Below are 19355 nucleotides of genomic sequence, written 5' to 3'. Positions count from 1 at the left end.
CGAGGTAGATGGGGACGTAGAACTCCGCGCTGACCTCGGCACGCGTCTCGGCGGGCGCGATCCGGGTGGCTCCTCGCTCGCACCTTGTGACCGGCCGGTGGCACCGGGCAATCGGTTGAGGAGGCCTGAGAGCCGGTACACATCGGCATACGGTAGACGGTGTTTCGGGGTTGGGCATTGGGTGTCGCGTGAGAATCGGCGTTCTGGATGTCGGGTCGAATTCTGCCCAGCTGCAGGTCGTTGAGGCGTCGCCCGGTGCGCCGCCGCTGCCTACCCATGCGGTCAAGCACGCCACGCTGCTCGGTGAGGCGATTCAGCCGGACGGGTCGATCGCGCCGGAGGGTGCCGACCGGGTCATCGAGGCGGTTCGCGACACGGTGGCCGCGGCGCGGTCCTTGCAGGTGGATCGGCTGTTCGCGTTCGCGACGTCGGCGGTGCGTGATGCCTCGAATCGCGCGGAGATCGCGGCGCGGTTGCGGGACGAGGCGGGGATTCAGCCGAGGTTCCTGACGGGCGAGGACGAGGCTCGGCTGACGTATCTGGCGGTCCGGCGCTGGTACGGCTGGTCGGCCGGGCGGTTGCTGGTGCTGGACATCGGCGGTGGCTCGATGGAGATCGCGCTCGGTCGTGACGCGCAGCCCGAGCTGGCTGTGTCGCTTCCCTTGGGCGCGGGCCGGCTGACCAGGGCGTTCTTGCCCGACGATCCGCCGAGCAAGCGGCAGTTGCGTGAGCTGCGCCGCCACAGCCGGTCGACGCTGCGAGAGGTCTCGGACCGGCTCCGGTGGGAGGGCGATCCGAAGCGGGTGATCGCCAGTTCGAAGACTTTCAAGCAACTGGCTCGGCTGGCCGGTGCTCCGGCGCAACGGACCGGGCCGTTCGTACGGCGCCGCCTGCGTCGCTCCGATGTGGCGGCCTGGATCCCCCGGCTGGCGGAGGTGCCGGCGGCCGAGCGAGCTCGGCTCCGCGGTATCTCCGAGGCTCGCGCCCGGCAGGTCGTTGCCGGGGCCATCGTCGCGCATGCTGTGATGACGACGCTCGACATCACAGCGCTGGACGTGTCGCCGTGGGCGCTGCGGGAAGGCATCATCCTGCACCACCTGGAGACTGTCATGCACCAGGAGCAGCCCCTCACACTGGATTCTCTGCAACCCGTCGAGGTGCTCGAGCCCTCCTTCGCGCGGCCGGCCAACGTCACCAAGATGCCAGTCCCGTCAACCTGAGGAACGACGTACTCCGGGACGAATCAACCCACTGGTGGGAGCCGCGGGGTCGGACGCGCTGGTTGCGAAGTATGAGCCGGCCAGGATCAGGACGCAGCCGAGCAGTTGGAGCGGTGTCGGCCGCTCGCCAAGGACCAGGGCACCAAGCGCGAGGGCGCCGACCGGAGTGAGCATGAGGAGTGCGGCGCCGACGTGGCTCGGCAGGTGTGGTGATGCCTGTCGCGGGCTGCGGCCAATATCTATGGTGGCTAGGGTAGATATTCGCACTCGGCGGAGGTAGTCTTCCTGGTGTTGACAGAGAAGAACATCGTAGCTGAGGTAGGTAGATAACGACCTTGCCGGCTTCACGGCCGGTGGATGTGGCAGTCCATCACCCCTGGGCACCGGGGCGCACGCCCGGAGCTCTTCGGCAAGGAGGCTCGATGACCCGGACACGCACACGGAGATCCGATGAGTTCAGACCCGGCAACCGGGCAGGCCAGTTTCGACGATGACGACTATCCCGCCTTCACGATGGGTCGGGCAGCGGAGATGCTCGGCACCACGCCGGGGTTCTTGCGGAGCCTGGACGAGGTGAAGCTGATCGTCCCGCAGCGTTCCGAGGGTGGTCACCGCCGCTACTCGCGGTACCAGTTGCGTCTCGCGGCCAGAGCTCGGGAACTCGTCGACGAGGGCACGGCCCTCGAGGCGGCCTGTCGAATCATCATCTTGGAAGATCAGCTCGCCGAAGCCCTGCGGATGAACGAACAGCTGCGGGGCGAGAGCTAGCACCACGGTATCGGCGGGGTTGGGCCCGCCCGGGTGCCCACGGCAACCACATTTCGCTTGGAGACCGAGATGGCCCTGTTGGATCCCGCCAAGTCGTTCGACGCCGATGCGTTCGCGCAGTTGGCGATCGAGTTACACGACGCCCCAGGAGTGGACGAGACTCTGGAGACGGCGGTGCGGTTCGCGTTGCAGGCCGAGAACTGCACTCATGCCGGCGTCGTGCTGGCGGTCCGAGGGGGCCGCGCAGAGATCGGGGCGGTCACCGATCCGGTCGTCGGTACCTTGTACCGGATCGAGATCGAGACCGGTCAGGGGCCGACGCTTGCCGCGTTGTCCGGCGACACAATCGTCGTTCCTGACGTCGCCACCGACCACCGCTGGCCCGGCTGGCAGTCTGCAGCCGCGGACGCCGGGATCGGAAGTGCGCTGCATGTCTCGATGAGGGCCGGCGACCGGACAACAGGCGTGCTGTCGCTGTACAACACCCAGTCGAAGGCGTTCACCGTCGACGATGAAGCGATCGCGCACATCCTGGCCCGGCATGCCTCGATCGCGGTCGCCACGGCCAGGCATGAAGTCGCGATGGCTCAGGCTGTGGATGCCCGCAAGCTGGTCGGACAGGCAATGGGCATCCTGATGGAACGCTTCGACATGGATGCTGATCAGGCGTTCGCTGTCCTGAGGCGGTACTCCCAAGACACCAACACGAAACTGCGCGACGTCGCCCACCAGTTGGTCGAGACCCGCAAACTGCCTCACTGACAGCGCTCGCGGCCACGCGCTGACGACCGCCAAGCGTGGTGCCGCGGCGCGGACAGGCTCCGGAGGCTTCGTCACGACGGCCGGTGAGCCAGGTCTTGCGCGGTGGGACACGCCCTTGCTCGAGGACTTCAGCAGGACGGTGTGCATCCGGGCCGAGGTAGTCGAGTTCGCGCCGTACGGCGTTCTCATCGCGAGCGAAGGAGATTCAGGTGACTGAGGCAACGACCCGTACGATCGACGTACGGGGCGCCGTACTGACCTATGACGTCCGGCCCGGTAGCGATGGGGACAAGACGCCGCTGGTCATGGTTGCTGCGCCGATGGCAGCCGCCGGGTTCACGACGTTGGCCGGCCTCTTCACCGACCGCACCGTGGTCACCTATGACCCGCGGCAGAGCGAGCGCAGCAAGCTCACCACCGATGCAGATCCCACCCCGGAGACCCACGCCGACGACATCCACCGGGTGATCGAGGCCGCAGTCGGTCCTGGCCCCGTCGATGTGTTCGCCAGCAGCGGTGGCGCGGTGAACATGCTCGCCTTCGTCGCGGCGCATCCTGATGTGGTTCGCACCCTTGTGGCCCACGAGCCGCCGCTGGTGTCGGCGTTGCCCGACCGCGAGACGGCGTTGGCCGCTGTGCACGATGTCCAGGACACCTACGAGCACGACGGCCTCGGTCCAGGGATGGCCAAGTTCCTGGGCGTGATCATGCACGCCGGCGAAGTCCCCGCCGATTGGTCCGATCGGCCGGCTCCAGACCCGGCCCAGTTCGGATTGCCGACAGAGGACGACGGCTCACGGGAAGATCCGATGCTCGGTCACGGCCACATCGTCAACACCACCGGATACGAGCCCGACTACGGCGCGATCAAAGCTGCTCCGACCCGCGTAGTGCTGGCGTACGGCATCGAGTCGGACGGGCTGATCACGCAACGCGCCGCGATCGCCGTTGCCGAGGCCCTCGGGGTCGAGCCGACGAGATTCCCGAGCGACCACGGCGGCTTCCTGGGCGGGGAGTACGGCCAGACCGGCGACCCGGACTCGTTCGCGGCCCGGCTGCGCGAGCTGCTCGACGGCTAAGGACCCGCCCTTGGCGCAGAGGTCTGTCGTCGGCGTGCGAGATGCCGGTCACGGTCCGACGAAGCTCACTGTTTCTGTCAGGTCTGCGCGCCCGGTACGCAGCGGTGGGACGCCTTCCCTCTCAAATCCCACCGAGACACCGCAGACCAGTACGAGCCCGTCATGTGCTCCGACTGTCTGGCTGACCGTCTTGCGGTACATCGTCCACATGACCTGGGGGCAGCTGTGCAATCCTTCGGCCCTCAGTAGCAGCATGACCGTCTGGAGGTACATCCCAGCATCCGCCCATTGCCCGGGCCCTGCCGTGTGGTCGAGGTAGCAGAACAGTACGACCGGTGCGCCGAAGGCCTTCGAGTTGAGGGCGGCGATCTTCAAGGGCCTGTCGGGGTCGTCGCGTTCGATTCCCAGCGCTTTGTACCGTTGGGCGGCCGCGGCGGAGAAGCGGTCCAGGTACGGCGAGGTCAGCTCGGCCGGGTACATCGGGTACTCCCGTTCGTCACCCGGATCTGCGGCCAATGCCCTGGCCGTCGCGCGTCTCTTCAGTTCTATCAAGGGCTCACCAGATACGACGTACACATGCCACGGCTGGAGGTTCCCACTCGACGGAGCGCGGGTCGCTGCGGTCAGCACTCGTTCGAGGATCTTCTTGGATACCGGCTGATCGCTGAACGCCCGCACAGCCCGGCGACTGTCCACAGCTTCATACACATCCACGTCTTCGCGGCCCCTCACTCAACGACTGCCACTTGTCTACCGTCTCCAGCACGCACAAGAGGCAATAGGTGATCCGGATCGCACTTCGATTTGCGGCTGGCGAGGGTAGCGGCGGCGTTCCTGGTGTCAGACGGTGGCGGGTGTGGACTCGTCGGCTGGTTCGGGGGAGGCGACCGGGGTGCGGAGACCGAAGGCCATGACGAGCGCGCCGAGCAGCGCCGCCGCCAGCGGGACCACGAGCGCGGTCCGCAGCGCGCTCAGGCCGGTCCCGGCGGAGACGCTGACTGCGGTGACGGCCGACAGTCCGAGCGCCATGCCGAACTGCGTGGCCGTGTAGAGCAGACCTCCCGCCAGACCGTGCTCCTCGTCATCGACACCCTCGGTCGCGGCCATGGTCAGCGGTCCGTACGCCAGTGCGAAAGCCAGACCGAGCAGGAGCAACGCCGGGAGCATAGTGATGTATGCCGAGTCCATGCCGACGGGCAGAAACAGCGCGTACGCGACCGCCGCGAGCGCGATGCCGCCGAACAAGACCCGCACGTTTCCGAAGCGGTTGACCAGGCGTGGCGTCAGCGTCGGCGCGAGGACCGTGTCGATTCCGATCACCAGCATGGCCAGGCCGGTCTGCATCGTGCTCCAGCCGCGCACCTCCTGGAAGTACAGGGTGGCCAGGAACTGGAAGCCGGCGAACGCCAAGAGGAACAGCAGCGCCGCCACATTGACGCGCACGAGCGACGCCTTACGCAGGATGCCCAACCGCACCAGCGGCGACGACGACCGCCGCTCGATCGCGACGAACAGTCCAAGCAGCGCCAGCCCCGTGACGAACGTCGCAACGGTCAGGAACGTCCCGTCACCGGGGTGCTCCAGCCGGACCACTCCGTACACCAGCAGCAACATGGCACCGGTGATGGACAGCGATCCCGCCAGGTCGAAGCCGCCCCGAGCCCGCTTGCCGCCGGACTCGCGCAACAGAATCAGCGCCGCCACCAGGATCAGCGCGGACAGGATGACCGGCGCGAAGAACACCCACCGCCAGCCGAACGACGTGAGCACGCCGCCGGCGACCAGCCCGAGCGAGAACCCGCCCGCCGCGGTCCCGGCGTACACGCCCAGCGCCTTGGTGCGTGCGCGGTCCTCGGGGAAGTTGGAGGTGACCAGCGCCAGCCCGGCCGGCGCCATGAAGGCGGCCGCTACTCCCGTGACGAACCGCGCGGCCAGCAACATCCAGCCTTCGGTGGCGAACCCGCCGAGCCCGGAGAAGAGCGTGAAGACAGTTAGGCACCCCACGAATACCCGCCGGTGTCCCAGGAGGTCGGCAGCGCGGCCGCCCAGCAACATGAACCCGCCGTAGCCGAGCACGTAGGCGCTGACCACGCCGCTCAGCATCCCGGTGGACAACCCGAGGTCGGCGCGGATCGACGGCAGCGCCACGTTCAGCATCGCCACGTCGATCCCCTCGAGGAAGATCGCGCCGCACAACACCAGCAACACGCCCCATGCGCGCACCGTCATGCCTGCCGGCCCGCTGACCGAAATCGACATCGGAGTCCAACCCCTCTGCACCGGGGAACCGTCGCTTCTGGTCATCGCGCTGCTCGACAAGAGGAGCCTGCGCTTCAGCGAGCTGAGCCGCGCGATCGATGGTGTCAGCCAGCGCATGCTGACCCGCACGCTGCGGCATCTGGAACGCGACGGATTGGTGAGCCGGACTGTGCATCCCACCGTCCCGCCACGTGTGGACTACGAGCTGACCCCGATGGGCGCGACCCTGCACAGCACCATCAGCGCGCTGGTCGTCTGGACCGAGGAGCACCAGATCGCCATCGCGGCCGCTCGCACTACCTACGACAGGAGAGTGGCGGCCGAACGAGAAACTGCGGACCGCCTGGAGGCCGAACGCCAGGCCGCCGCCCGCGTGGCCCTGTCAGGCAGGGGCTGACCTCAGCAGCCCGCGCCTGGCGCGGTGGGTTGGCGCCAGGCGCGGTGTTCTCACCTCTGGAGTTCCTCGCACAGGTTGCGCTCAATACCCTGGTACCGGGTTACGGTCTTGACCCCAGTGGCGTCGAACGCGACGCGGAAGATGCCGTCGAACACGTAGATCCCGCGCGGACGGTTTCCTCCGTTCTCGCGAAAGCCGAACATCGCCGGTCCGACCAAGTGCCAGGTGGAGTTCCTTTCCAGTGTTCCCCCTCTGGCGTAGTCGACGAGCGCGCTGCCGCCGATGTCAACGCGGATGGTCCTGCTCGTGGCGAGGTTGGTGACGTCGAAGATCAAGTCGCCGACGTACGCCTCGCGTTTCGTCGAGCCGTCTGAATAGCGGGCAAGCACTCGCGTCTTTACCTCGTCGAGGACCGGTTCGGCATGGACGGGGAAGTCGCACCGAGTGCCGGCGGGTGCGTCGAACGGCGCTGACGGTGCCGGCACCCAGCCACCACTTGTGGTCGCTCGAGCCGGTGTCGCCCCCAGGAGCAGTGGGATGAGTATGGCTAGGAAGAAGACTCGCTTGAACATGTCGACAAGGGTGGCGGCGGCAGCTCACCACGAACTCACCACATCGCATCCCGTCGTCTCATGAGGGATCGCCGCAGGTCGCGACGCTGCAGAAGCGGCGTCGGCCGGTCTCGTCGATGAAGAGCCATCCGCACTGTGGACTCGAGCACGCACAGACGGTCAGTCGCCGAGGATCGGCGAGAAGCTGACCCGCGGACTGCGCGACGGCGAGAATCGGCGCTCGAAGGCCGATGTCGCGGTTGATACTCCACCGGGCAACGCCGTTCGACCGGCAGCCGAACGTTGCGTTCTGCGCGGCTTCTTCGACGTACCTCGCGACAGAGGCGAAGGCCTGAGGCTCCCCAGGATCAGTGAGGCAGGTGTACAGCCATCCGCGCAGCTTGCGCGCCTCATCCAGCACGGCCGCCGCAGTGAGTGGATCCCGCTGTGCGTCGCTGAGTAGGTCGGTGATGGTTGCGTCGTCCAGCAAGTCCTGATGGCCGGCCCAAACGGCCAGCGTGGGATATCCACGGAGCCACTCGGCGCCGGGACTGCGCGGTCCACCCCAGCCGGCATAGGTGTTGCAGAACTCCAGAGCTGGGTGGCCGCCAACACTCCACGGCAACCAGAACTCACCCACCAGTACGGCGTAGATGGGGGCGGCCGGTCGCTCCAGTCGCACATCCTTCGTGAGGATCCGTTGATATACGGTCTCGAGCTCGAGTCCAGGCTCGACGTCCAGCTCCTCGGCGAGTGCCTTTCGTGCACGGTCGTAAAGGTGCAACGCATCGGCCTGCCGAGCGGCGCGGTAAAGAGCGGTCATGACCGCGGCGACCAACCTCTCCCGGGCCGGATACTCCTCCGCGAGTCCAGCGACCTCGAGTATCACGCGGTCGTGGTGCCCCATGGTGAGCTGAATGTTGGCCCACGTCTCCGCTGTGGTCAGCCGGGATTCCTCCAGAGTCGCGCCGACTCGCAAGCGCAGCGACGGAGTCGTCAAATCTGCCAGGACAGGGCCACCCCACAGGGCGAGCGCTGCGCCCGCATGCCGCGCACGTTCGGCGAGATCAGTCGTCGCAGCGGCGTCGCGCTCCAACTGGAGGAACTTCAGGGCATCAACAAAGTGGTCGGCAAGCTTGAACTCGTAGCCATCGGTTTGAGTGGCGATCTCGACGTCGTACGACGCGAGCAGCTTCCGCAGCCGTCCGATGTAGGTATGGACCGCATGCCGTGCGTTCGCGGTCGGCTCGCCGTCCCACAGCAGATCGGTCAGCCGGTCGATCGAGACTGTACGTCCAGCATTGAGAAGCAGAATGCCTAGCAGCAACCGCTCCTGCCGGCGAAGCCGCAGCGGGATACGCCGGCCCGCATCCATTGCCTCGAAGGATCCAAGCAGGCGGAACTCCATTGGACGAGCCTGCCCCTGGCGTACGACACCACGCAAGTCGTTGCCACTGGATGACACGACGGCTGACCTGCATCGTCTGGCTTCTGTGGGATGCGGGGGATACCGCCACAGATGTCGCCGAATGTGACCAACCAACCCCCGAAAGATCGAGGCCAGGTCATGGCACGAATCGGGTATCTGCTGGTTCTCGACTGGTGGAGTGAAGGGACGGAGGGTGAGTCGGTGCGCAGGATCTTGGTGATCGGTGGTGGGTACGCCGGGTTCTACACGGCGTGGAAGCTGGAGAAGAAGCTTCGGCGCGATGAGGCCGAGGTGGTCGTGGTCGATCCACGGCCGTACATGACCTATCAGCCCTTCCTGCCCGAGGTCGTGGCCGGCTCGGTCGAGGCGCGGCACGCGGCGATCTCGCTGCGCCGCAACCTGCACCGGACCAAGCTCGTTGCCGGCATGGTCAACCACATCGAGCACCAGGCGCGGACGGTCGTCATCCGGCCGGCGCAGGGGTCGGACTTCACCATGACGTACGACGTCCTGGTGGTGACCGCTGGTGCGGTGACCCGGACGTTCGATGTCCCCGGGGTGGCCGATCGCGCGATCGGACTGAAGCACGTCGAGGAAGCGGTGGCGATCCGGGACCGAGTGCTGACCGCGTTCGACGAGGCGGCTTGTCTGCCGCCGGGCCGGGATCGGAGCAGGCTGCTCACGTTCACGTTCGTCGGCGGTGGTTTCTCCGGGGTGGAGGGGTTCGCCGAGCTGATGTCACTGGCGCAGGCCCTGGTCAAGCATTACCCGGAGCTGTCCGTGGACGACCTGGCGTTCCACCTGGTCGAGGCGACCGGGCGGATCCTGCCGGAGGTGACCGAGAAGCCCGGCCGGTGGGTGGTGAAGATGCTCGAACGCCGTGGCGCGCATGTGCACCTGGGCACCACGATGGACTCGGCCGAGGACGGGCATGTCGTGCTGTCGGACGGTACGACGTTCGACTCGGAGCTGGTCGTGTGGACGGCGGGCAATGCCGCGACCAGACTGCTCCGGAACTACACCGATCTGCCGCACACTCCACGGGGGCTGGTCCAGGTTCGCGCGGACCTGCGGATCGGCACCGACGACGAGATCGTGCCTGACGCGTGGGCCGCGGGTGACGACGCCGCCGTTCCCGACCTCGCGTCACCGGTGCCTGGTGCGTTCACGGTTCCGAACGCGCAGAATGCCGTCCGGCAGGGCAAGCGGCTGGCGAAGAACCTGGTCCGGGTGCTACGCGGCCGCGAACCGCGGAACTACGTGCACCGCAGCCTCGGCGCGATCGCGACGCTCGGCCTGGGGAAGGGGATCTTCCAGTACCGCGGCATCGTGATCAAGGGCCTGCCGGCGTGGCTGATGCACCGCGGCTACCACGTGCTTGCCGTCCCGACCTGGGACCGCAAGTTCCGGGTTCTCGCCGTCTGGCTGATCGCGTTCTTCTACGGTCGGGACATCGTCTCGCTGGCTTCGGTCCAGAGTCCGCGGGAGGCGTTCGAGACCGAAGCCAAGGAGGCCACGGTCAGTTCGACCCGCTCGGCCTGACGCAGGGGATCAGCGGTTGGATCGCAGGGCGGAACCTGGCACCCGAAGTCGGTTACTCGAGTTGTTCTTGGTCGTCTTGGGTGTGCGGGTTGCGTGCTGCGAAGACGGTGAACAGCGTGGCGACGAGGGCGAGTCCGCCGTATCCGAGGGCGATCTGCGGTAGGGCGAAGATGGTGGAGAGTTGGGCAGAGATGAGGCTGGGAACGGTCGCGCCGCTGTAGCTGAGGAGATAGACCACGGCGAAGGTTGGTGCCCGGTCGGGCAGGGTGCTGCCGTACAGCAGACCACGGGTGGCGGCGCTGATGGCGATGCCCTGAGCAGCTCCCGCGATGACGGTGGCGGCGATGAACAACGGCAACGCCCCGGTGCTGATTGCTGTGATCAGGCCGATCCATCCGGCCAGGAAGGCGATCATGCCGAGGCGCTGAGCTGCCGCCGGTGAGAATCGGCCGCCAAGGGGAGCGCCCAGAGCGCTCGGGCCCATGTAAGCGGCGAACACCAGTCCGAGGACGAGCGAGTTGCTGGTGTGAAGTTGATCTGCGACCAGAGCGGGCACGAAGGCCTGGTAGAAGGCCCCGGTCGCCCAGGTGGCCAGGAGCACCGCGGCCGCGACGGGGAGCAGATGCCTGACTCGGACCGGTACGCGAACGCTGGGGTGCAGTGATTGCCAACCGCCCGGCGTCGGAGTCACTGTCTCTGGGCTGATGGCGACGAGTGAGGCAGACAGCAAGAGCAGGCCGATGACAACCAGGTAGATGAGGTCACGTGGCCACGGGCCGAACTGGACCAAGGCACCGGAGGCGATGGCACCCACGGCGAGACCGAGCATGACTGTCTGGCTGGAAGCAACGGAAGCAAGCCAGGTCGGCCTGGCCGGTGCGGCGTCAACGATGTAGGCGGTGAGGCTGCTGCTGGCCAGCCCGGCGCCGAGGCCCATCAGGAGCCGGCCGGCGATCAGGACGCCGATGACGTGCACGTTCAAGAGCAGCAGACAACCCAGTACGAGCAGTCCGAGGCTGGCGATCGCGGTAGGCCGTCGGCCCACATGATTGGACAGTCGTCCCAGCACCAACAGCGTGCTGAGAGTCGCGGCGGAGTAGGCGACGACGGTCAGCGAGATGTCGGCGTTGGTGAACCCGTCCTCGGCCCGGTAGATGTTGAAAAGCGGGATGGTCGAGCCCACCGCAGCAAACACGGCTATCAGAGAGACGACCGCGGAGACGAACGCCAGCCGGCGCGTTCTGCCCCGGCGGCCCAGGTTGATCGCCAGGCTCACACCTTGCATCGAGTTGTGCCTCTCTCCAGTCCCGAACACCGCGAAGTCGTCGTCCATCTGATGAGCGTCGATCCGTCGCGCAGTCTTACCAACAACTCCGCACATTCGCTGGCTCTTCGACGCATCGGTAAGACGGCGCCACGGATCGAACACTGATCACTTGCACGATGACGCCGGTCGCTGTGCACACCTGCAACGACCGTTGGACCGCACACAGAAGGAGTAGGAATTGAGCGACACCAAGCAGTCGCCCGAGGATCTGGCGATCCTCGAACGGCTCAACCTCGACTATGTCGAGGCCGACCAGGCCAGCGATGCCACGCGCTTCAGCGAGTTGCTTGCTGAAGATTTCGTCGTGCAGACCCCGGGCGTCACCCGCAACCGTGAGGAGTTCCTCGAGTACATCGCCAAGCCGCGGCCCTTCAAGGATCTCGCTGTGCACGACGTCAAGGTCCGCATCCTCAGCGATGTTGCGTTGATCCACGGTCGCAGCACGTACACCATGCTCGCCGATGGCGCGGAGCAGGAATGAACCACCCCGGGTTTGATGCACACCTCCTTCGTTGGGAAGGTGGCAGTCATGCCGAGCAAGTACGACGAGCAGACCCGGGCCAAGGCGGTTCGTCTGGTCATCGGGCATGTTGACGACTATGACTCTGAGTGGGCGGCGATCAGGGCGGTGTCGGCCCGGTTGGGGATGACGTCTGAGACGTTGCGCCGTTGGGTCCGGCAGGCTCAGATCGACACCGGTCGGGCCGATGGGGTGGCGTCGGAGTCGGCGCAACAGATCCGTGAGCTGAAGCGGAAGAACGCCGAGTTGGAACGCACGATCGAGATCCTCAAGGAGGCGACGAGTTTCTTCGCGCGGGAGAGCGACCCGCGACAGCGGTGATCTGCGCGTTTATCGCCGAGCACAAGGCCCGGTTCGGGGTCGCTTCGATCTGCGCCGCACTGAGTGCGCACGGCTGCCAGATCGCCCCGAGAACCTACTACGCCTGGGCCCGGCGTGCACCGTCGAAACGGGCCCTGTGGGACACCACGATCACCCAACTACTGGCCGGGTACTACGAGCCGGACGAGCACGGCCGGCGCCCACCGGAGTCGCTGTATGGGTCGCTGAAGATGTGGGCCTATCTGCGGCGACAAGGTGTCGAGGTGGCGCGGTGCACCATCGAGCGACTGATGCGCAGCAACGGCTGGCGTGGCGCGACCAGAGCCAAGAAGGTCCGCACCACGATTCCGGACCCGGCCGCGACCCGGGCACCGGACCTGGTCAACCGGCAGTTCGCCGTCGAGGCCCCGAACCGGCTCCTGGTCGCCGATTTCACCTACGTCCGGACGCCGGCCGGGTTCTGTTACACGGCGTTCGTGATCGACGCCTTCGCCGGCTTGATCGTCGGCTGGGAATGCTCCACCAGCAAGCACACCGCGTTCGTCGAACGCGCCATCGCCCAAGCCGCAGCCTTCCGCGCCAGGCAGGGAAATCCCTTGCAGAACAAGACGATTCACCACTCCGACGCCGGGTCGCAATATACGTCGGTGCACCTCACCGAGACCCTGCAACTCCACGGTCTCAGCCCGTCGATCGGGACCGTTGGTGATGCCTATGACAACGCCCTCGCCGAGACGACCATCGGGCTCTACAAGACCGAATGCATCCGCGACGACTCACCGTTTCGCCGCGGACCCCTCACCGGCCTCAGCACCCTCGAGACCATCACCGCCGACTGGGTCCACTGGTACAACACCAGCCGGCTCATGCACCGCCTCGACCGACGCCCACCCGCCGAAGCCGAGGCCCACTACTATGCACGAACCCGAGACGACCAACCGGTCGCACTCACGTAACCGAGGGTGCATCGAACCCGGGACGGTTCAGAAGCTCTGTACACGGACGCGTACCAGAAGCGTGAGGGCACCTGGGTCTGTGTCTCGGCCTGTGCGATCGCTCCGGGCACCTGATTCCCTCTTCCCCAGAGGCTCCTGCGCGGTCCATCCCATCTGGGGACCCCGAGCACCTGCTCGGGGTCCCCTTCGCACGGGATCTCCTGTCGGCTGTGTAGCCGTTTCCGACCTCGAGCAGGACTGGCACACCTGGCATGCGGCGCGCCAGCAGGATCTGAACACGGACTACGGCTGGCTGAGCGTGGTTGCCTTCGACTGGCGGCCCGCGTCACCGACCGTCCTGTCCGGTTTGCCGGGGGATCTGGTGGGCGGCTTCGCTCAGTTGGTTGCTCTGTGGAGATCGGCTCGTCGAACTGGTGCTGCGGGGCGGGCGGTACGCCATTCGCCAGCACGATCCGCAGGCTCCGACACGACGTACGAGCGGCTACGGCGGCTGCTCCAGGAGACGGCCGCCAGCTGGTCGGGCACCTACTGTCCGGCCTTGGTGGACGCGACCACGCGACCCTGGCCGTTCCGGGCCGACGGCATCCAGTTGTGGCACGGATCAGCGTCGTCGTCTATGTGGACTGGTCGGTGGTGGCGATCACGTTCTCGTGGCGGGCTCGGGCGGCTTCGATGTCGGGGACGTGCTGTTCGGCCCAGCGCCGTACGGCGAGGAGCGGGACGAGGAGGGAGCGTCCCAAGGGCGTCAGGTCGTACTCGACATGCGGCGGGTTCGCGTCGTACTCGTGCCGGCTGATCAGACCGTCGACTTCCAGGGAGCGGAGGGTCTCGGTCAGAACCTTCGGCGTGATGCCCTGGATGTGGGACTTCAGGTCGGTGAAGCGACGCGGTCCGTCGGCGAGGGCGTTGACGACGAACACCGTCCAGCGGGCGCCGATGCGGTGCAGCACCGTACGGCTCGGGCAGCTGGCTGCCATCACGTTGTACGCCTTGCCCATGGGTGCTCCCAGTTCCGTTGAAGATACCGGTATCAAATCCATACCGTTGATCCGATCCTACGAGAGGGAGTGACACACATGGAGCGGATCCTGGTCATCGGTGGTGCACGGGCGCTGGGGGCGGCGGTCGCGCGGCGTGCGGTGAAGGATGGGTACGACGTGGTGATCGGCGCACGCGACCTGGCGGCCGCCGACGCCCTGGCGAGCGAGATCGGTGCGACCGCGCTGCGCATCGATCTGCAGGACGAGACGACGATCGCCGCCGCGGCCGCACGGCTCGAGGATGGCGTCGATCACATCGTGATGACTGGCTCTGCGCCGCACGACGTTCGTGCGGTCGACCTGGACCAGGACAAGTTGGTGGCTGCGTTCACGGCGAAGGTGATCGGACCGATGCTGGTTGCGAAGCAGTTCGCTGCGGTGTTGCGGCCGGCTGGATCGATCGTGTTGTTCTCCGGCATTGTCGGTTGGCGGCCTGGGCCGGGCTCACTGGTCAAGGGGGCCACCAACGGCGCGGTCGAGTTTCTCGCTCGCCATCTGGCGGCGGACCTCGCCCCGGTGCGGGTCAACGCCATTTCGCCCGGTGTCGTCGACTCGGGCGCCTGGGACCGGCTCGGCGACAACAAGGCCGCCCTGTTGAGCAAGAGCGCCGCCGGCACGCTGGTCGGACGGCACGGCGAGACCGAGGACGTCGTCGACACGGTGATGTGGCTCCTTCACGCGGGCTTCATCTCGGGAGAGACGATCCACCTCGAGGGCGGAGCCCGCCACAAGACCGCCTGACCCACGACCTCGCTGGCGTGGCAGCTGTCGCTCGAAGCGTTCGGCCGCTGATGTGTCACACAGAGGGGAGGTACTCGGTCTTCCTCTGTGAGTGAGTCAGTCAGTCAGCGCCACGAGGTGGGCCATGCAGGGCATGATCAGTGGAGGGTTGGCGGCGCTGCCGCGTCCGGTCGCCGCGGTCCTGGGCGGTGGTGGTGTGCTCGGCGCGGCCCATGTCGGCGTCGGGCACGCGCTGGAACGTCGCGGATTCGTCCCGGACCTCATCGTTGGTACGTCGGTCGGCGCCCTCACCGGTGCCATTGCCGCTGCGCATCCCGCCTCTGCCGCAGCACGGTTGGACGAGGTGTGGATTCATCTCCGTCGTCGTGAGGTGTTCCCACTCGGCTACCTGTCCTCGCGTGCGAGTCTGTTCTCCGATCGTGGCCTGCGCCGGTTGATCGCAGGTGCCGAGCTGCCGGCCCGGATCGACGATCTGTCGATCCCGTTCACCGCCGTCGCAATGGACCTCGCGTCCGGTGCCGAGGTTCGGCTCGACTGCGGAGACCTCGAGTCTGCGCTGCTGGCGAGTTCTGCCATCCCCGGCGTTCTGCCACCGGTGGTACGGGACGACCGGACTCTTGTCGATGGTGGTCTGATCGCCTACGTTCCGGTGCGGGCCGCCTACGCGCTGGGGGCGGCCAGTGTGCTGGTTCTCTCGACCGGGCCGGCGAGCTGGCCGTTGCCGCCGGTGACACCACGCCGCCGCGCCGGTGCGATCGCCTCGAGGGCCGCCGTACTCCAGGTGCACCATCAGATCGAGTCCGATCTGCACGATGTGTCCCAACACATCCCTACCGTCGTGCTGCCTACCGGCGTCGACAAATGGCCGGCCCCGTGGGACTTCGGGCATTCAGAGCGGTTGATCACCACAGCGACGGTCACGGCAGAGCGCTTTCTCGAGGAACTCGAGGTCGATGGCCCCGGGCTGTACCGAGTCGACCCTGACACCGAGCCGTCGCAGGCTCGCGCCGAGACAGGAACGAGTCAATGAGCACGATCGCCTTCCTCAACATCGCGATGCCCGGGCGGGTCAACCCGACCCTTCCGATCGTCGCCGAACTGGTCCGACGTGGTCACGCGGTCAGCTACCACACCTCGCCTGCTTTCAGGCCACAGGTCGAACGGGCCGGCGCCACGGTACGGTGCTACGCCGGCGGCGATCAGGCGCTGCCCGATCCGCCCACGCCGATTGCGTTGCTGGACGGGCTGGCGCGCACCGCCGTACAAGTGCTGCCCGATGTACTCGGTGAGCTGCGTGAGATACAGCCCGATCTCATCGTCCATGACTCTGCTTGTCTGTGGGGTGCGATAGCAGCTCGGGAGCTCGACGTGCCGGTGGCATCGTCGTTCACGACCTTCGCGTTCAATCGGCAGGCGCCCAGCCCGACCGGGCTGTCGAGGAGGTTGCTGCTGGCGGCAGCGGCTCATCCGGTCCACGTCAAGGGGTATGTGCGATCCCGGTGGGAACTACGTCGGCGCTTCGCCGCGCGCGGGCTGCCATTGGTTGATTTGGGCAACATTCGTCAGGCACTCAATCTCGTCTACACCTCCCGGACGTTTCAGCCGGCTGCCGAAGAGTTTGACGAGTCGTTCCGCTTCGTCGGACCAAGCATCGGGGCTCGTCCGCCCGACCCGTCGTTCCCGATCGACAGACTGCAGTCCCGGGTCGCCTACATCTCAATGGGCACCGTGTTCACAGCGGAGCCGCAGCTGCTCCGCACGCTCGCGACCGCGCTCGCGTCTCTGGCCGAGACAGTGGTCGTCGCAACTGGACAGACCGATCCCTCCGCGCTCACGCCGCTGCCCGCGAACGTTCTCGTACGTCGCTCTGTCCCTCAGCCGGAGGTGCTGGCTCGCGCGTCGCTGTTCGTGACGCACGGCGGCATGAACGGCGTCAACGAGGCGATGTACGCCGGCATCCCGATGCTCGTGGTTCCCCAGGGTGCCGATCAGCCGTTGGTGGCCGGCCGGGTCGTGGAGCTCGGGGCGGGTTTGACGATCCGAAACCAGGACATCACCGAGGCCCTCGTGCGGAAACTCGCACGCCAACTTCTCGAGGAGCCCACGTTCCGTACGGCGGCAGTGGCCCTGCAGGTCGCCGAGCGTGAGCCGGGTGGGTTCCGTCGGGCCGCCGACGAGCTCGAGCAGTATCTGCGAGCGGCCGGGCCAGTCGATCGCGAAGCGCCGGTCGATCCCTCACGGCGAGCCTGACTCATGTCGCCTGTTGTGGTGCTGCTGCTGATCGCCGGATTGTCCGAGGCGACCGGACGCGTTCTGCCTCTCGTCTCGCGCCGTCCCGGGATGTCCCGGCCCGTGGTCGTCGGGTTGCTGTTGACCGGCACCCTGATCGAGAGTGCGGTGATTGCCTTGTGGCCTCGGACCGCGTGGACACTTGCCGGACTGTTGCGGTCCGATCCGGCGCCCGACACTGCCGGACTCGTCTGGACACCGGCCCTCATCGCACCACTGGTGCTCGCAGGCATCCTGGCGTTTCCGTGGCTCGGTCCGCTGCTTCACGTGCTGCTTCTGACCGCGGTCGGCGCCAGCCTGTCCGGACCGCTGGCCGCGTCCAGCGGCCTGAGTTGGGCCGCCGCAGCGGGGTGCTTGGCTGTTGCTGCTTTCGGACTCGCGTGCGCAGTCGAGGTGGTTCGACGACTCGTCGCGAGGGCGCTGGCTGTCGGGGTGGGGGAGTCCGTCGCATGAACAGTCTGATGCTCTTGCTCGGTGGGATCGGTCTGGCTCTGATCGTCGAGGGAGTGCTGGCCCGGTACGAGGTACTCGCGTACAGCGTCGGCTGGAGGGTTCCGACCTCGGAGCTGCCGGAGGGTCTGCCGTACGCCCGTGGAGCGGCACCCGATCGTCCGCCGGCGGCGTACCTGGTCTATCTCGACGGCATCGGGAAACGTCAGTTCCGTGACACCCGGGACGGTGGCCAACTCGTCCAGGCCGTGATCGCCGGGGCGCCGGAGCTGCGGGTGCTGGGTCAGGTGCAGCCCTACTCGCCGCTGGCCGCGCCGCTCGCTGATCGGCCGGTGTGGGCGTGGCTGCGTCGTCGAGCAGGTCTGCTGCTCTTCCTGCACAACGTCATGCAGACCTTTGTGGCGGCCGACCGCCGGTACCGGCCCCTGTACAACCGGGCGGTCGGTCAGCAGATCGTCGTTCAGCTTCGACTGGCCGGGTATCGGGCCGGCAGCAACATCCCGGTGGTACTTCTCAGCTACAGCGGGGGCGCTCAGGTCTCCACCGGCGCGGTTGACGAAGTCCACCGCCAGTTGGGCGCTCCCGTCCTGGTGATCATGCTCGGCGGTTTTCACAACGGCGCCAACGAGTTGTCGTTGGTCGAGCACGTGTACCAGCTGACGAGTTCGAAGGATCGCATCGAACGGGTCGGGACGTGGATCTTCCCGCAGCGGTGGCGGCTGTTGCGCCGTAGTGGCTGGAATCGCGCGGTACGTGCCGGAAAGGTCACGGTGCGAACGCTCGATCCGGCGACTCACGTCGGGCCGCGCAGTTACATCAGTCCAACGGCGACATTGCCCGACGGCCGCAGTCACCTCGATCGCACCACCGACACCGTGATCGACCTCATTCGCGACTATTGCGCCGCGAGCGCTGATCGGACGACGGCGGCGTGAGTGCGGGACAACCGCCGTTTCAGCCTGCGAGGTCCGCGGCCAGCAGATCTTCCAGGCGGGTCAGGCTGCCGCCCCGGGTCGCGTCGATCAACGTCTGAAGGAAGCGTCGGTGCCGGTCCGGACTGACGATCGCGGTCCGATCGGTGGCGAGGTGCCGCCGAGCACGGCAGACCAGCTGGCGGGTGTAGACCGGGCCGAGTTGGAGGACTTCCGCGATCTGGTCATAGGGATAGTCGAAGGCCTCCCGGAGAACATACGCCGCGCGTTCGTTGGCGGTGAGCCTTGCCAGGATGAGCATCACCGCCTCCTCGAGAGCCTCGCTCTGTTCGATGTCCGTCACGGGACTGGCGTCCGGGTCTGCCGCATCCGGGACTGACGACCCGTACACCTCGTGACGACGCCTGGCCGACCGTCGGACATTGATGGCACAGTGGGTCGTCATCGTCACCAGAAGTGCTCGTGCGTTGCAGACGGTTGCCCGGTCCGTCTTCTGCCAGCGAAGCCAGACCTCCTGTACGACGTCCTCGGCCTCGGTGACGCTGCGCAGGATCATGGCCGCGATCGCTGTCAGTCGTCTTCGCTCGCCGAGGAAGACAGCGAGGGCCTCGTCGAGATCACCGTCGGCAGACTCAGCCGCACCATCGAGGACTGCGGCGGGTCTCTCGCGCTCCCAACTCGCTGTCGCGGCACCAACGCTCATCCTCCTGGCCCTTCTCCCGGTCCGGCAGGTACTGCAGAAATGCGTCAGTCATCACAGTCCGGCAGTCGC

At 66.9% G+C, this 19355-nt stretch carries 21 protein-coding genes; 13 read left to right on the top strand and 8 right to left on the bottom strand.

Translation table 11 applies throughout. From position 1 onward, the window contains the following. Nucleotides 1–188: 188 nt before the first annotated feature. Nucleotides 189–1220: a Ppx/GppA phosphatase family protein gene (locus AB0I34_RS23890; protein WP_360448507.1), complete on the top strand. Its 1032-nt coding sequence runs from the start codon at nucleotides 189–191 to the stop codon at nucleotides 1218–1220. Here AB0I34_RS23890 and AB0I34_RS23885 read toward each other — a convergent pair. After that, nucleotides 1212–1487, bottom strand: coding sequence for an EamA family transporter (locus tag AB0I34_RS23885; protein WP_360448505.1), 276 nt, complete (start codon nucleotides 1485–1487; stop codon nucleotides 1212–1214). The genes AB0I34_RS23890 and AB0I34_RS23885 overlap by 9 nt on opposite strands. A gap of 183 nt (nucleotides 1488–1670) precedes the next feature. Between AB0I34_RS23885 and AB0I34_RS23880 the strand changes: the two genes are divergently transcribed. From AB0I34_RS23880 to AB0I34_RS23870, 3 genes are all read left to right on the top strand, one after another. Beyond that, on the top strand, nucleotides 1671–1988 hold the full coding sequence (locus AB0I34_RS23880) for a MerR family transcriptional regulator (protein WP_360448503.1): 318 nt from the start codon (nucleotides 1671–1673) through the stop codon (nucleotides 1986–1988). Between the two features lie 69 nt (nucleotides 1989–2057). Beyond that, nucleotides 2058–2750, top strand: coding sequence for a GAF and ANTAR domain-containing protein (locus AB0I34_RS23875; RefSeq protein WP_360448501.1), 693 nt, complete (start codon nucleotides 2058–2060; stop codon nucleotides 2748–2750). Nucleotides 2751–2959: 209 nt separating this feature from the next. Beyond that, entirely contained in the window at nucleotides 2960–3829 is an 870-nt protein-coding gene (locus AB0I34_RS23870; RefSeq protein ID WP_360448499.1) for an alpha/beta hydrolase, read from the top strand. A 48-nt stretch (nucleotides 3830–3877) separates the two neighbouring features. On the opposite strand, the gene AB0I34_RS23865 is transcribed toward AB0I34_RS23870, so the two are convergent. Together AB0I34_RS23865 and AB0I34_RS23860 are read right to left on the bottom strand one after the other, a co-directional pair. Next, the gene (locus tag AB0I34_RS23865) at nucleotides 3878–4537 is read right to left on the bottom strand and encodes a nitroreductase (RefSeq protein ID WP_360448496.1); all 660 of its coding nucleotides are present in this window, start codon (nucleotides 4535–4537) and stop codon (nucleotides 3878–3880) included. Between the two features lie 132 nt (nucleotides 4538–4669). Next, entirely contained in the window at nucleotides 4670–6058 is a 1389-nt protein-coding gene (locus AB0I34_RS23860) for an MFS transporter (RefSeq protein WP_360448494.1), read from the bottom strand. Between AB0I34_RS23860 and AB0I34_RS23855 the strand changes: the two genes are divergently transcribed. After that, nucleotides 6057–6485, top strand: a complete 429-nt coding sequence (locus tag AB0I34_RS23855) for a helix-turn-helix domain-containing protein (protein ID WP_360448492.1) — start codon at nucleotides 6057–6059, stop codon at nucleotides 6483–6485. The genes AB0I34_RS23860 and AB0I34_RS23855 overlap by 2 nt on opposite strands. Nucleotides 6486–6535: 50 nt before the next feature. Here AB0I34_RS23855 and AB0I34_RS23850 read toward each other — a convergent pair whose 3' ends face one another. Then, on the bottom strand, nucleotides 6536–7057 hold the full coding sequence (locus AB0I34_RS23850) for a hypothetical protein (protein ID WP_360448490.1): 522 nt from the start codon (nucleotides 7055–7057) through the stop codon (nucleotides 6536–6538). A gap of 58 nt (nucleotides 7058–7115) precedes the next feature. Then, the gene (locus tag AB0I34_RS23845) at nucleotides 7116–8444 is read right to left on the bottom strand and encodes a BTAD domain-containing putative transcriptional regulator (RefSeq protein ID WP_360448487.1); all 1329 of its coding nucleotides are present in this window, start codon (nucleotides 8442–8444) and stop codon (nucleotides 7116–7118) included. 222 nt (nucleotides 8445–8666) lie between these two features. On the opposite strand from AB0I34_RS23845, the gene AB0I34_RS23840 reads away from it, so the two are divergent. Next, nucleotides 8667–10007 (top strand): FAD-dependent oxidoreductase, encoded by a 1341-nt coding sequence (locus AB0I34_RS23840; RefSeq protein ID WP_360448485.1) that lies wholly within the window; start codon nucleotides 8667–8669, stop codon nucleotides 10005–10007. 52 nt (nucleotides 10008–10059) lie between these two features. Here the strand turns inward: AB0I34_RS23840 and AB0I34_RS23835 are convergent, their stop codons facing one another. After that, on the bottom strand, nucleotides 10060–11340 hold the full coding sequence (locus tag AB0I34_RS23835) for an MFS transporter (protein ID WP_360448483.1): 1281 nt from the start codon (nucleotides 11338–11340) through the stop codon (nucleotides 10060–10062). Between the two features lie 172 nt (nucleotides 11341–11512). Between AB0I34_RS23835 and AB0I34_RS23830 the strand changes: the two genes are divergently transcribed. Together AB0I34_RS23830 and AB0I34_RS23825 are read left to right on the top strand one after the other, a co-directional pair. Continuing rightward, nucleotides 11513–11815, top strand: a complete 303-nt coding sequence (locus AB0I34_RS23830) for a nuclear transport factor 2 family protein (RefSeq protein ID WP_360448481.1) — start codon at nucleotides 11513–11515, stop codon at nucleotides 11813–11815. 48 nt (nucleotides 11816–11863) lie between these two features. After that, nucleotides 11864–13131, top strand: a protein-coding gene (locus tag AB0I34_RS23825; RefSeq protein ID WP_360448478.1) for an IS3 family transposase whose coding sequence is annotated in 2 segments (ribosomal slippage) — nucleotides 11864–12137 and nucleotides 12137–13131 — 1269 coding nt in all. Because the reading frame shifts where the segments join, the coding sequence is not laid out codon by codon here. A gap of 614 nt (nucleotides 13132–13745) precedes the next feature. Here the strand turns inward: AB0I34_RS23825 and AB0I34_RS23820 are convergent. Beyond that, entirely contained in the window at nucleotides 13746–14129 is a 384-nt protein-coding gene (locus tag AB0I34_RS23820) for a helix-turn-helix domain-containing protein (protein WP_360448475.1), read from the bottom strand. A 78-nt stretch (nucleotides 14130–14207) separates the two neighbouring features. Here AB0I34_RS23820 and AB0I34_RS23815 point away from each other — a divergent pair, with 78 nt between their 5' ends. The 5 genes from AB0I34_RS23815 (at nucleotide 14208) to AB0I34_RS23795 (ending at nucleotide 18586) form a co-directional block, all read left to right on the top strand. Then, nucleotides 14208–14912 (top strand): SDR family oxidoreductase, encoded by a 705-nt coding sequence (locus AB0I34_RS23815; protein WP_360448472.1) that lies wholly within the window; start codon nucleotides 14208–14210, stop codon nucleotides 14910–14912. Nucleotides 14913–15036: 124 nt separating this feature from the next. Continuing rightward, the gene (locus tag AB0I34_RS23810; RefSeq protein WP_360448469.1) at nucleotides 15037–15942 is read left to right on the top strand and encodes a patatin-like phospholipase family protein; all 906 of its coding nucleotides are present in this window, start codon (nucleotides 15037–15039) and stop codon (nucleotides 15940–15942) included. Continuing rightward, nucleotides 15939–17162, top strand: coding sequence for a macrolide family glycosyltransferase (locus AB0I34_RS23805; RefSeq protein ID WP_360448467.1), 1224 nt, complete (start codon nucleotides 15939–15941; stop codon nucleotides 17160–17162). Before AB0I34_RS23810 ends, AB0I34_RS23805 begins: the two co-directional genes overlap by 4 nt. 3 nt (nucleotides 17163–17165) lie before the next feature. After that, entirely contained in the window at nucleotides 17166–17654 is a 489-nt protein-coding gene (locus tag AB0I34_RS23800; protein ID WP_360448465.1) for a hypothetical protein, read from the top strand. Further along, a complete protein-coding gene (locus AB0I34_RS23795) occupies nucleotides 17651–18586 on the top strand; it encodes a hypothetical protein (RefSeq protein ID WP_360448462.1) in 936 nt (311 codons plus the stop codon). Before AB0I34_RS23800 ends, AB0I34_RS23795 begins: the two co-directional genes overlap by 4 nt. Nucleotides 18587–18605: 19 nt before the next feature. Here the strand turns inward: AB0I34_RS23795 and AB0I34_RS23790 are convergent, their stop codons facing one another. Next, nucleotides 18606–19286 carry a sigma factor-like helix-turn-helix DNA-binding protein gene (locus AB0I34_RS23790; RefSeq protein ID WP_360448460.1) on the bottom strand — a complete coding sequence of 227 codons (681 nt, stop codon included), beginning with the start codon at nucleotides 19284–19286 and terminating at the stop codon, nucleotides 18606–18608. Nucleotides 19287–19355 lie beyond the last annotated feature (69 nt).

Source organism: Kribbella sp. NPDC050281 (genome assembly GCF_040655855.1).
In the GTDB taxonomy this organism is placed as follows: Bacteria; Actinomycetota; Actinomycetes; order Propionibacteriales; family Kribbellaceae; genus Kribbella.
This window is presented reverse-complemented; position numbering and strand designations above follow the sequence as displayed.